This is a genomic window from uncultured Microbacterium sp., assembly GCF_947489255.1.
Taxonomy (GTDB): Bacteria; Actinomycetota; Actinomycetes; order Actinomycetales; family Microbacteriaceae; genus Microbacterium; species Microbacterium phycohabitans.
In genome coordinates, this window is the sequence record NZ_CANLCY010000005.1 from 19,418 (window position 1) to 32,305 (window position 12,888).

At 71.5% G+C, this 12,888-nt stretch carries 8 protein-coding genes; 3 read left to right on the top strand and 5 right to left on the bottom strand.

Annotation, left to right across the window (positions count from 1 at the left end):
- Positions 1-98: 98 nt before the first annotated feature.
- Both Q0818_RS13490 and Q0818_RS13495 read left to right on the top strand, forming a co-directional pair.
- Entirely contained in the window at positions 99-1,328 is a 1,230-nt protein-coding gene (locus Q0818_RS13490; RefSeq protein WP_298875846.1) for an ROK family protein, read from the top strand.
- Positions 1,329-1,413: 85 nt separating this feature from the next.
- Positions 1,414-2,697 carry an alpha-amylase family glycosyl hydrolase gene (locus tag Q0818_RS13495; RefSeq protein ID WP_298875849.1) on the top strand — a complete coding sequence of 428 codons (1,284 nt, stop codon included), beginning with the start codon at positions 1,414-1,416 and terminating at the stop codon, positions 2,695-2,697.
- Between the two features lie 120 nt (positions 2,698-2,817).
- On the opposite strand, the gene Q0818_RS13500 is transcribed toward Q0818_RS13495, so the two are convergent.
- Positions 2,818-3,468 carry a response regulator gene (locus tag Q0818_RS13500; RefSeq protein WP_298875852.1) on the bottom strand — a complete coding sequence of 217 codons (651 nt, stop codon included), beginning with the start codon at positions 3,466-3,468 and terminating at the stop codon, positions 2,818-2,820.
- Complete coding sequence (locus tag Q0818_RS13505) at positions 3,465-5,159, bottom strand: sensor histidine kinase (protein WP_366943177.1); 1,695 nt, start codon at positions 5,157-5,159, stop codon at positions 3,465-3,467. Before Q0818_RS13505 ends, Q0818_RS13500 begins: the two co-directional genes overlap by 4 nt.
- 115 nt (positions 5,160-5,274) lie before the next feature.
- Here Q0818_RS13505 and Q0818_RS13510 point away from each other — a divergent pair, with 115 nt between their 5' ends.
- Positions 5,275-6,801 (top strand): CitMHS family transporter, encoded by a 1,527-nt coding sequence (locus tag Q0818_RS13510; protein ID WP_298875854.1) that lies wholly within the window; start codon positions 5,275-5,277, stop codon positions 6,799-6,801.
- Between the two features lie 141 nt (positions 6,802-6,942).
- On the opposite strand, the gene Q0818_RS13515 is transcribed toward Q0818_RS13510, so the two are convergent.
- From Q0818_RS13515 to Q0818_RS13525, 3 genes are all read right to left on the bottom strand, one after another.
- A complete protein-coding gene (locus Q0818_RS13515; RefSeq protein WP_298875857.1) occupies positions 6,943-10,209 on the bottom strand; it encodes a LamG-like jellyroll fold domain-containing protein in 3,267 nt (1,088 codons plus the stop codon).
- A gap of 139 nt (positions 10,210-10,348) precedes the next feature.
- Positions 10,349-11,362 (bottom strand): LacI family DNA-binding transcriptional regulator, encoded by a 1,014-nt coding sequence (locus tag Q0818_RS13520; RefSeq protein WP_298875859.1) that lies wholly within the window; start codon positions 11,360-11,362, stop codon positions 10,349-10,351.
- Positions 11,355-12,887 (bottom strand): sugar ABC transporter ATP-binding protein, encoded by a 1,533-nt coding sequence (locus Q0818_RS13525; protein ID WP_298875862.1) that lies wholly within the window; start codon positions 12,885-12,887, stop codon positions 11,355-11,357. Before Q0818_RS13525 ends, Q0818_RS13520 begins: the two co-directional genes overlap by 8 nt.
- Position 12,888 lies beyond the last annotated feature (1 nt).

A 12,888-nucleotide genomic window follows, 5' to 3' on the forward strand; every position in this document is an offset into this window, starting at 1 on the left:
GCTGCACTGCGAATTTGTTGTGTCGCCGAGTAAATTTACTCGCCAAATCAACTTCGTGAGGGCAGTATTGCATCGGAGGCGAGAGGGGTCAAGACCGAATGACGGATGCCATCCCGGCGGCGGCCACGTTGCGCCGACGCAGCCTCGAGGGCGTCCTCGCCCACGCCTGGGACGCGGACGCGTTCACCGCGAGCGACGTGATGGGAGCCGTCGGCCTCACACGATCCACGACCATCGACGTGCTCGACGAACTCGTCGCGCGCGGACTCCTCGCCGAGATGCCGAACGCCCGCAGCGTCGGCGAGTACTCGAAGGGGCGCCCCGCGCGCCGTTTCGCGTTCCGCCCCGATGCGGCGGTGGTGGTCGGCGTCGACGCCGGCCGTGGGCACGTCACCGCCACCGTCGCCGATCTGCGCGGACACACGCTCGCGACCTCGCGTCTCGCGGTCGACCCCGAGCGCGACTCCCCGGACCGGCGTCGACGTGCCGCCGAGGCGACGGTCGACGCCACCCTCACGCGCGCGCACCGCGATCGGTCCGACATCGCCGCGCTCTGCGTGGGCGTCCCCGCGCCGGTCGATCGGTCGGGCCGTTCCCCCCTCCACCACGACCGGTTCTGGGAGCGCATGAACCCGGGCTTCGTCGACACGTTCGCGGACTGGGCGCCGGTGGTGCGCGTCGAGAACGACGCGTCTCTCGCGGCCGTCGCCGAGCGGGCGCGCGGCGCCGCTGTCGGCGTCGACGATTTCATCGCCCTGCTCGCCGGCGAGCGGTTCGGAGCGGGGATCTGGGTCGACGGCCGGCTGCTGCGCGGGGCCCACGGCGGCGCCGGCGAGACCGTCGCCTTCGATCGGGTCACGGGTGTCGGCGGCGCCGAAGGCCTGGCTCCGCGATGCGTCGACGCGGCCCGCGCCGCCATCGCCTCCGGACGACTCCCGCCCGGATCGGCTCTCGCGAGCGCCGACCCCGCGGCGCTCGACGCCAAGACCGTCCTCGACCTGGCCCGAGCGGGCGACGCCGGGGCGCTCGCGATAGCGCAGGAGGTGGGCGGCGCCCTCTCCATCGTCGCCGCGACCCTGGGCAGCCTCTTCGACGTGCGGAGGGTCGTCGTCTCGGGCGCGATCGCCGCGGGTGCCGAACCGATCATCGCGGCGGCCCGAGCCGCACTCCCCCGCGCCCTGGATCTGCCGGCGCCCGAGATCGTGGCATCCCCCCTCGGGGCCGACATCGTCTCGATCGGCGCGGTCGCCGCGGCCGTCGACGCGGCGCGGTCGCACGCGCTCGACCTGCTGGCCTTCGCCCCGACCGACGCTCGCGCGCGCGCCTGAGCGCTCCCGTCCGTGAGCGCCCGGCCCGACGGCCGGCGCCGCAACCCCGTCCCGCGATCCGCGAGACCTCGATAGCGTCGGGAACATGCCCGATTGGCCCGAACACGTCCTGTGGTGGCACCTCTACCCGCTGGGGTTCGTCGGTGCGCCGATCCGCGACGGCGTCGACCCGGATGCCGAGCCCGAGCACCGTCTGGACCGTCTCGAACCGTGGCTCGACCACGTCATCGAGCTCGGGCTGAACGGGCTGCTCCTCGGACCGGTCTTCGCGGCCGAGACGCACGGATACGACACCGTCGACCACTTCCGCATCGACCCCCGGCTCGGGGATGACGCCGATTTCGACCGTCTCGTCGCCGCGGTGCGGGAGCGCGGCATCCGGATCCTGCTCGACGGCGTCTTCAACCATGTGGGGCGCGGGCACCCGGCCTTCCGCGATCAGAGGGAGGACGGGCCGCAGCTCTTCCGCGGTCGGTGGATCGACGGCCGTTTCGAAGCGGACGTGTTCGAGGGGCATGACGCACTCGTCGCCCTCGACCACTCCTCGCCCGCCGTGGCCGACCTCGTCGTCGAGATCCTGTGCCACTGGCTCGAACGGGGCGTGGACGGATGGCGATTGGATGCCGCGTACGCCGTTCCGCCGGCCTTCTGGGCCGAGGTGCTGCCGCGGGTGCGGGAGCGCTTCCCCGAGGCGTGGTTCCTCGGCGAGGTCATCCACGGGGAGGCGGCACAGATCGTGCAGGAGTCGAGCATGGACTCCCTGACGCAGTACGAGCTGTGGCAGGGCATCTGGCACGGCATCGCCGACGGCAATCTGTTCGAGCTCGGCCACGCCATCGAGCGGCACGACGAGCTGCTGCGGGTGTTCGTCCCCCAGACCTTCGTGGGCAACCACGACGTCACGCGCATCGCCTCGGCGGTGGGGATCGACCTCGTGCCGCAGGCGCTCGCGGTGCTGTTCACCGTCGCCGGGACGCCGTCCGTCTACGCGGGCGACGAGTTCGGGTGGACCGCGGTCAAGGAGGAGCGCCTCGGCGGCGACGACGCCGTGCGACCGGAGTTCCCCGCGTCACCCGCCGACGCCGAGAGCGACGCGCGCATCCTCGAGGCGCACCGGGCGCTGATCGCCCTGCGGCGCCGCAAGCCGTGGCTGTGGCGTGCGCACACCGACGTGGTCGAGCTCGCCAACACGGCGATCGTGCTGCGGACGGCGACCGCTGACGACGCGGTCGTGGTGGCGCTGAACATCGGCGACGAGTCGGTGACGCTTCCGGCCGCCGACGCCCGCGCGGTCGTCACCGGCGACGGGACGCTCGCCGACGGCCGGGTCGAGCTGGGCCCGCGGGGGTGGGCGGTGCTGGAGGCCTGAGCCCGTCGGACCCCCGCGACGCCCGGCGGCCCCAGGTTCCTGAGCCCTTCGAAGGGACCGGAACCCCCGCGACGCCCGGCGGCTTCGACAGGCTCAGCCCCCTCCCCTTCGCCCCCGGCCTCACCCGCCGGCGCGGAACCGATGCTCGGGGCGCCCCGTGGAGCCGTAGCGCAGACTCACCTGAACGAGCCCCCGCTCCGCGAGCGCGGTGAGGTGACGCTGCGCCGTGGCGCGCGAGACCCCGATGCGCTCCGCCACCTCCGAGGCCGAGGCTTCCTCTCCGGCCAGCGCCGCCAGCACCGTCTGCTCGGTCGCCGAGCGCGCGAGCGATGCCCCCTCGCGCTCCCCCCGCATCAGGGCGGCCGCGCGGTCGATGTCGTCCTGCGAGAGGGGCCGGACGCTGCTCAGCAGGTTGCGGTACCGGGCGTAGCGTTCGAGGCGTTCGGCCAGAACGCGGGTGTCGAACGGCTTGACGAGGTACGCGAGGGCCCCGGCTGAGAACGCGCGGCGCACGGTCGCGGCATCCGTCGCCGCCGACAGCACGAACGCGTCGGCGTCGATCGAGCGCACCAGGTCGATCCCGTCGCCGTCGGGGAGGTAGACGTCGGCCAGCACGAGGTCGGGGGCGTGGGCTGCGATCGCGGCGCGCGCCTCACCGACCGTGCGCGCCGGCTCGAGGGCGACGAACCCGGCGCGCGCGGCGACCGCCTCGCGATGGAGCCCCGCCACGCGGAAATCGTCGTCGACCACCAGAACCCGGATGCCGCTCACGCGCCGTCCTCCCCTCTCATCACGTCGTCTCCGCGTCGGCGCACATCGGGCAGGCGTGCCGCCACCACCGCCCCGTGCCCCGCACCGCCCGCGTCGACGACCCACACTTCTCCGCCGCGGCGCCGGGCGAACTCGCGCGACAGCGGCAGGCCGATGCCGAGACCGTGCACCCGGTCGGTGTCGGTGTCGGCGCCTCGCTCCCGCTGCGCGAAGATCTCGTCGACGTCGGCGATCCCACCCCCGCTGTCGGACACCGTCATCACCACGGCGTCGCGATCGTCGAGAACGCTCACCTCGACCGAGCGGGGCGCGGGAGCCGCCGCGGCGGCCGTCACGGCGTTGTCGATGAGGTTGCCGAGCACCGCCACGACGTCTTCGACGTCATCGATGGGCTCCCGCGAGAAGGTGTCGTCGGCCACGCGCAGTGCCACGCCCCGCTCGCGGGCAGCGAGCGCCTTGGCGCCGAGGAACGACTGCAGCATCGCGTCGCCCACGAGCTCGATCCCCGGCACGGCCCAGTCGACCGAGCCCCGGTCGACGAGGTCGGCGAGGAATCCGCGCGCCTCTTCGACGCGGCCCGCATCGAGCAGTCCCACGGCCGCGTGCAGGCGGTTCGCGTTCTCGTGTCGCTGGACGCGCAGGGCATCGCCCATGGCGCGCACGCTGTCGAGGCGGCCCGACAGGGCCATCACGTCGGTCCGGTCGCGCAGCACGGCCACGCGGCCGAGGGCGCGTGCCCCGCGGCGCACGGGCCGCACGTCGATGAAGACGACGCGGTCGCCCAGCGGCAGACCGGCGGACGCCCCGGGCCCCGACAGCGCCGCGGCGACGGCGGGCGCGAGACCGAGGGCGCCGAGGGGCCGGCCGACGGCGCCGGTCACGCCGAGGAGCCGCTCGGCGGTGGCCGTGCACACCCGCACGATCCCCGCCTCGTCCAGTGCGAGAACCCCCTCGTCCGCCCCCTCGAGCACGGCCGTCTGGGTCTGCACGAGAGCGGCGAGCTCCTCGGGCTGCACGCCCAGGGTGAGGCGCTCGAGCCGTCGCCGCATGAGCAGGGCCACGATCGCGCCGATGGCCACGGCGAGCGCGACCGCGACGGCGATGCCCGCGATCAGCGCCGGGAGATCGTCGAAGACGCTGGCCCGTTCGAATCCGACGCTCACCTCGCCCACCGGCGAGCCCCCGCCCGGAGGGTAGATCGGCACCTTCGCGCGCGCCGATTCGCCCAACGTCCCGGTCTCCCAGGTCACCACCTCCCGACCGGCCAGGGCGTCGGCGAAGCTCGTGCTCACCACCTGGCCCAGTCGATCGGGGTCGGGATGGGCGAGGCGGATGCCGTGGTCATCGGTGATGACGACGAAGAGCCCTTGCGTGCGGCTCGTCACGTCGGCGGCGTAGTGCTGCAGCGCTCCCTCGCGGAGCGCGGCGGCGTCGGGGGTTCCGGGGTCGGCGGAGAACGCGGTCACGAGCGAGCGCACGTCGGGGGCCTCGGCGACCGAGCGTGCGATGTTCAGGGCCGACGAATCGGCCTCGGCCTTGAGCTGCTGCACGCCGAGCCACGCGAAGACGGCCGTGCACACCGCGACGACGACGAGTTGGGTCGCGACCTGCACCACGAGCATCCGGGTGGCGAACCGCATGCGCACCTCCCGGTCGGCGACGTCGTCGTGCGCGAAATGCGCAGAAGACACGGTACGCGCATAAGGGCGCTCAATGCGAGCAAACGCGCGCTCGAGGGTCCGGTGTCCGTACGGTCGGCAGATCGCTGGCGCACCAGGCGCCGATGTCCACGACGAAGGAGTCGCGATGACCCCCCTGATCCTTGCGGCTGAGGCCGAAGAGTACGCGGTGGCCTACACACCCGCCGACGGCGTGCTCGTCGCCCTCGGCTTCCTCATGGTGCTGTCCTTCATGGCGCTGATCATGACGCGCCGGATGACCCCGATGGTCGCCCTCATCATCGTGCCGACCGTGTTCGGCCTGATCGCCGGCGCCGGTTTCGGTCTCGGCGACATGGTGATCGACGCGATCGGCAAGATGGCACCCACCGCCGCCCTGCTGCTGTTCGCGATCATGTACTTCGGCATCATGATCGACGTCGGCCTCTTCGATCCGCTCATCCGCGTGATCACGCGCTTCCTGGGCGACGACCCGGCGAAGATCGTGCTCGGCACGGCGATCCTCGCCGGCGCCGTCTCGCTCGACGGCGACGGCTCGACCACCTTCATCATCACCACCTCGGCGATGCTGCCGCTCTACCTGCGTCTGGGCATGAGCCCCGTCGTGCTCACCTGTGTCGCGGGCCTGATGAACGGCACGCTGAACATCGTCCCGTGGGGCGGCCCGACCGTCCGCGCGGCGACCGCACTGGGCCTGCAGCCCACGGACGTGTTCGTGCCGATGCTGCCCTCGCTGCTCGCGGGCCTGGTCGTCGCCCTCGCGTTCGCGTGGTTCCTCGGTCTCAGCGAGCGCAAGCGTCTCGCGGGCTCGGTCGACACCTCCAAGATCGACGGCCCCGGGGGCTTCGGCCGCCTGGGCGCACCGAAGATCTTCCGCGGCGCGGAGCACAAGCCCGGCGCCCTCGCGTCGCTGCGCACGGGCAACATCGTCACCGTGCGCGGTGGGCAGGGCGGCGTCGCCGCGCCGCAGCTCGTCGAGGCCGCCGACACCGCGATGGCCGACACGATGCTCGACCCCAACCGCGCAACGCTGCGCCCGAAGCTCATCTGGTTCAACCTCGCACTGACCGTCGCGGTCATGGTGCTGCTGGTGATGGACCTCTTCCCGCTCGCGTTCGTGTTCATGGTCGGCGCGGCGATCGCCCTCATCGTCAACTTCCCGAAGCTGCGCGGTCAGGCCGACGAGATCGTCGCGCACGCACCGAGCATCGTCGGTGTCGTGTCGATGGTCCTCGCCGCCGGCGTGCTGGTGGGCGTGCTCAACGGCACGGGCATGGTCACCGCGATGGCCGACTGGATCACCCAGGTGATCCCCTCGTCGATGGGCCCGTTCCTCGCCGTCATCACGGGTGTGCTGTCGATCCCGTTCACGTTCTTCATGTCGAACGACGCGTTCTACTTCGGCATCCTCCCGGTGCTCGCCGAGAGCGCCGCGAACTACGGCATCGCGCCGGTCGAGATGGCCCGCGCCTCGATCACCGGTCAGCCCGTGCACCTGCAGAGCCCGCTGGTTCCGGCGATCCTGCTGCTCGTCTCGCTCGCGGGCGTCAACCTCGGCGACCACCACAAGAAGGTGCTGTGGCGCGCGACCGTCGTCTCCCTCGTGATGCTCGCCGTCGGCGTGCTCGTGGGGGCGGTGCCGCTGCTCGGCTGATCGCGGCAGACGCGCGCGAGTCGCCAGGATTCGTCGCCACCGGAGGGCCGGAAGCGACAGATTCTGGCGACTCGCGCACCGGCGAAGACGGAGAAAGGGACCCGGATGCCACGGCATCCGGGTCCCTTCTCGTTCAGCGGATCAGGCGTCGGTGCGGCGCGGGCGACGCATCGCCCACACCACCCCACCGGCGACCAGCAGGAACGCGGCGAGCAGACCCGCACCCAGGGGCGCCTGCGCGCCCGTCGCGGCGAGCTGCCCCGCGGCGACCACGGTGATCGGCACGCTGCGGATCACCGAGCCGTCGGCCCCGAAGACCACGATCGTGTGGCTGCCCGCGGCGAGATCGCCGGGGATCTGCACGTCGAACGTGACGCGGCCGGCCGCGTCGGCGGCGGGGATGCCGGCGATGCGGATCGGGTCGCTGCGCAGCTCCGCGGTGACCTGCTCACCCGCGGCGAGACCCGTGACGGTCACGCGCACGATCCCCCCGCGCTCGACCGTGGTGGTCGAGACGGACACCGAGGGGCTGGCATCCGGGGTGCTCGTGGCGGATGCCGACGGACCCGGTGTCCCGTCCGGCGTAGCCGTCGGCGTAGCACTAGGCGTGGCCGTGGGCGTCGCGGTCGGCGTGGGCGTGGCCGTCGGCGTCGCGGTCGGCGTCGCGGTCGGCGTGGCCGTCGGCGTGGCCGTCGGCGTCGCGGTCGGCGTGGGCGTGGCCGTCGGCGTGGGCGTGGCCGTCGGCGTAGGCGTAGGCGTGGGCGTGGGCGTGGGCGTGGGCGTAGGGGTCTGCGCCGCAACCTCTGATGCCGACAACGCGCGGTCGTACAGCGAGAACTCGCGCAACTGTCCCTTCAGCAGGTTGTCGTTCGTGTAGACCGATTTGCCGATGTAGTTGGCCAGCGTGCTGCCGCCGCCGATGTCGCCGGGTCGGACGGTGACGTTGGTGTTCACCGCGACCTGCTGACCATCGAGGTACAACCGTGCCGTCGACCCGCTCAGCGTGTAGGCCAGCGTGACCCAGCGGTCGCGCGGGAGAGCCGCGGTGGACGTGGCCTCCTGCTCCCCGCTCCAGTTGCCGGTGGACAGAGCGGCCCGATACACGCTGTTGCCGGTGGCGAACAGGTAGCCGTTGCCGGCTCCGTTCCCGCCGGTGTTGCCGAGGCCGTACAGGAAGTACGGATTGCGCTGCGCCGCGTCCACCCGCACCTGTGCGGTGACGGTGAAATCGTTCACGCCCGCGAGCACGTTGTCGGGGAGGTCGATGTAGTCGTCGACGCCGTCGAGCGTCAGCGCGCCATTGCTCCACGCGGCATTGCCCGTGATCTGCGCGTCACGACCCGCACCCGAGCGGTCGTGCAGCGTGCTGCCCGAACCGTCGGTGAAGTCGTAGCTGAGCAGCTGCCCCTGGTCGTTCGCCTCGAGAGGCTGCGGCAGGTTCGCGCGCAGGGCGGCCAGTTCGCCGGCCGTGACGGGCATGACCGTGCCGTGGCGCGGGCTGGCGGGAAGGCGGTAGCTCGCCGGCACCTTCCAGTCGGGGTGGGCGATGTCGGACGTCGCGAGCGGGATGTACCCACGGCCGCCGTACTCGTCGACGAACAGGTAGTACTTGTCGCCGTTGACGTCGCCCGGGTTGGACGTGAAGATGCTCGGCCCCTCGACCGCTCCGGTGCCGGCGTTCTTACCGATGCACGTGGTGACGGGTGACCACTTGTCCAGCGGTGCGGTCAGCACGGGCGAGCTCTCCTGGATGATGTCGGTACAGCCCGTGACGCCGCCCTCGTCCTTCGTGAAGCGCTGGTAGACGCCGTTCGCCTTGATCACGGTCGAGTCGATGCGCGACGTGCCGCCCTGCCAGACCTTCGTGTCACTGAAGGTGACGAAGTCGCGCGTGGTGGCGTACAGCATGCTGTTGGCCACGTTCGAGGTGTGGTCGGGGTCGTCGGTCGGGTAGATCTTCGACGCCCAGAACACGACGTACTCGCCGAGCGAGTCGTCCCAGTAGGCCTCGGGGGCCCAGGTGTTGCCCGCGGTGTCGGGCGAGACCTTCACGTGACGCTGGTCGCTCCACGTGATCAGGTCGTGCGACTCCCACACCTCGATGTACTTCGAACCCTGTCGCTGCGCGCGATCCCAGTCCCCGTTGCGGCCGATCGAGAGGTCGGTCGCGATGAGGTAGAACGTGTCGCCCTCGGGAGAGCGGATGAGGAACGGGTCGCGCAGACCCTTCTCCCCGTACGTCGAGGTGAGCTTGGCCTGTCCGTTGTTCAGCTCGGTCCACGACAGGGCGTTGTTGCCGTTGCTGGCCGCGAAGTAGATGTTCTCCCCGGCGACGGAGTTGCCCGTGAAGTAGGCGAACGTGTACCCCGCGAACGGCCCGATGTCGGCGGACTTGCGGACGGCAGCCGAGAACGTTCTCTTGAGGGTCACGGCACCCTTCGTGACGGATGCCGTGAGCGCGACGGTCGTATCGGCATCCGGCCGCGTGACGTCGCCGTCGTCGGTGATGACGTCGGTGTCGGCCGACGACCAGGTGACGTCGAGACCCTGCGAGGAGGCGGGCAGCGTCAGGTTGCCGCGCACGTCGTCGATGTTGGTCACCGTGAGCGCGTCGAGCGCCGCCTGGGCGGACGCGGTGTCTTCGGGCGTCTTCACGAGCCCCTTGACCTCGTCGGCGGACAGCGCGTGGTCGTACACGCGGAAGTCGCGAAGGCTCCCGGCCAGGCGCTTGTCGGGTGTGTAGTTCGATCGTCCGAGGTAGTTCGCCGTGGTCGTGCCGCCGCCGATCGAACCGGGGGTGATGGTCGTGTTGGTGTTCTCGGCGATCTGGGTTCCGTCGAGGTACAGGCGCGAGGTCTTGCTGTCGGCGTCGAGCGTGTAGGTCAGGGTCTTCCAGACGCCGCGCTCGAGGTTGCTCGACCCGCGGGTCTCCTGCTCGGTCGACCAGTTGCCGCTCGCGATGCCGGTGCGCGCCGGGTTGCCCGTGGCGAAGAGGTAGCCGTTGCCGTACCAGGACGTGGTGTTTCCGAGGCCCCAGATGAAGTAGCTGCCGGACTGCTCGGGGCGCACGATCACGTCGGTGCTGACCGTGACCGAGGTGAGCCCCTTGAGGATGTCGTTGGGAAGGCGCACGTAGTCGTCGGCGCCGTCGAGGCGCACGCCGTCGGCGCCGCTCAGGGTCGGGTCGCCGACGTAGGCAGCGTCACGACCGTTGCCGGACGTGTCGTGCGCCACGGTGCCGGACGTCTCGTCGAGGGAGTAGGAGACCACCAGCCCCGAGGACGGGACGGCCGCGAGGGCGATCGAGGGGACGGCGATCGGTGCCGCGACGAGCGCGGCGACAACCGGGACGGCGAGCGTCCAGGAGTGGCGACGGCGTGGGGAAGCCGTCCTATGGAGCGTGAGCACGGGGCTGGGAGTCCTCTCGTGAATGCGACATTGCATGCACCGTCGTCGATGACGGATGCCAGAATGTTAGCGCTCACACTCCTGTTGACGTCAACATCTCCGCCGAAATTCGCCCGCGGGCCGGCGATGGCGAGGGCCGTCAGGGACGGCTCGGGGCGGAGTCCCGCACCACGAGACGGGTCGGCAGAGGCGTGCTCTCGCTGACGGTGTCGGGCTCCTCGACCATCAGCAGGACCTTCTGCATGAGGATCTCGCCGAGGGCGGCGAAATCCTGCCGCACCGTCGTGAGCGAGGGGTACACGAAAGACGCCTCGGGGATATCGTCGAACCCGACCACGCCGATGTCGTCGGGTACGCGCAGCCCGCGCTCCCGCAGCGCCGACAGAACGCCGATCGACATCTGGTCGTTCGCGACGAAGATCCCCTCACCCGGGGCGAGGTCGGTCTCGGAGGCGATGCGATAGCCGCTTGCGGCCGTCCAGTCGCCGTGCAGAGGCGGGGTCGACTGCGCCCGGGCGGAGGCGATCTCCTCACGCCACCCCCGCAGTCGTTCGATCGCGTCGGGGTTGCGCGCGGGTCCCGCGATGTGACGCACCGTCGTGTACCCCGACTCCAGCAGGTGCCGCACGGCCGCGCGCGCGCCGCGATACTGGTCGATCGCCACCAGCCGGGGGTGGGGTCGCGGGGTCGCCGCCGCGGCGACGACGGGCACGTCGAGTTCGAGGGCCTGCACGGCGGCGAGCACCTCGGCGTCGATGACGATGAGCACGATGGCATCCACCCGCTGCTTCAGCAGACCGTCGATCGCGATCCGCACCTCGGCGACATCGGTCTGGGCGGAGCTGATGGCATCCACGTTGTAGCGGGCGGCGCGGGCGGCGAAGTTGAAGTTCATCGCGATCGACGAGGGCCCGTAGTCGACCGTTCCCGGGGTGACGAGCCCGATGGTCCGCGTCCGCCGGGTGACGAGGGCCCGGGCGGCGGGTGAGGGACTGTAGCGCAGTTGGGCGATGGCCTGCTCGACGCGCGCCCTGGTCGCCGGCCGCACGTTCGGCATGTCGTTGAGCACGCGCGACACCGTCTGGTGCGAGACCCCGGCGAGCCGGGCGACGTCGAAGATGTTCGCGGTGCGGGAGGCCTTGTCGTCAGCCACCGCCGCCGCCTTCCGGGGTGGTGTGGCCCGCGACGAGGGCGAGCAGCGCATCGGAGGTGAGGCCGGTCGCCGGCACGATCTGGGCGAGGACCCCGTCGCGCATGACGGCGACGAGGTGGGCCACCCGCAGCACCTCGTCGAGTTCGGCCGAGATGTAGACGATCGACAGGCCGTTGTCGCTGAGCTCGCCGACCAGCCGCTGGATCTCGGCTTTGGCTCCCACGTCGATGCCGCGAGTGGGCTCGTCGAGCACGATGAGTCGCGGCGAGAGCGCGAGCAGCCGCGCGAGCAGGACCTTCTGCTGGTTGCCGCCCGAGAGCGTCGAGACGGGGCGATCGATGTCGGCGGGACGGATGTGCAGCGCCTCGACCCAGCTGACCGCCAGCTCCCGCCGACGGGCCGTGCTCAGGCGATGGAAGATCCCCCGCTGCGCCTGCAGCGCGAGGGTGATGTTGTCGAGCACGCTGAGGTCGCCGATGATGCCCTCCGTGCGTCTGTTCTCCGACGAGTAGGCCACGCGGCGGCGGATCGCCTCGCGGGGGGTGTCCAGGCGCACGAGATCGCCGTCGATCGCGACCTCGCCGGCATCGGGACGGTCCACGCCCGTGATCGATCGCGCCAGTTCGGTGCGCCCCGACCCGAGGAGCCCCGCGACGCCGATCACCTCCCCCTCGCCGATGTCGAGGTCGGCCTCGCGCAGACGCGTTCCGGATGCCAGTCCCCGCGCGCTCAAGACGCTCGGCCCCTCCGCGGGCTCCACGAGGCGCTGCCCGAGCGGGGCGAGGGCGTCGGCGGCGGCGCCGAGCATCTTCTCGACGAGGTCGATGCGCAGCAGCTCGCGCGTCCCGTACTCGCCGACCAGGCGCCCCCCGCGCAGCACCGTCACCCGGTCGCAGATCTCGTAGACCTGGTCGAGGAAGTGCGAGACGAAGACGATCGCGATCCCCTGCGCCTTGAGGTCGCGGATGACGCGGAACAGCTCGGCGACCTCGTCGGCATCCAGGCTCGAGGTGGGCTCGTCGAGCACGAGCACCTTGACCTCGGTCGACACGGCGCGCGCGATGGCGACGAGTTGCTGCACGGCCAGCGGATGAGAGGAGAGGACCGACGCGGGATCGACCTCGACGCCCAGCGCCTCGAGCGCCCTCTCGGCGCGCACGCGCATCTCGCGGTGGTCGATCACGCCGAAGCGGCGGGGCTCGCGCCCGAGCGAGATGTTCTCGGCGACGGTGAGGTTGGGCAGCAGGTCGATCTCCTGGTACACCGTCGAGATCCCGCGCGCCTGCGCGTCGGCGGGCGAGGAGAAGCGCATCCGCTGCCCGTCGAGCAGGATCTCGCCGTCGTCCAGTCGCAGGGCCCCGGTGATCGCCTTGATCAGCGTCGACTTGCCGGCGCCGTTCTCGCCCATGAGCGAGTGCACCTCGCCCGCCCGCAGGCGGAAGTCGACGTCGGCGAGGGCGCTCTCGACCCCGAAACGCACCGTCGCTCCGCGCACCTCGAGGAGGGGCGGAGCGACGGCGGACATG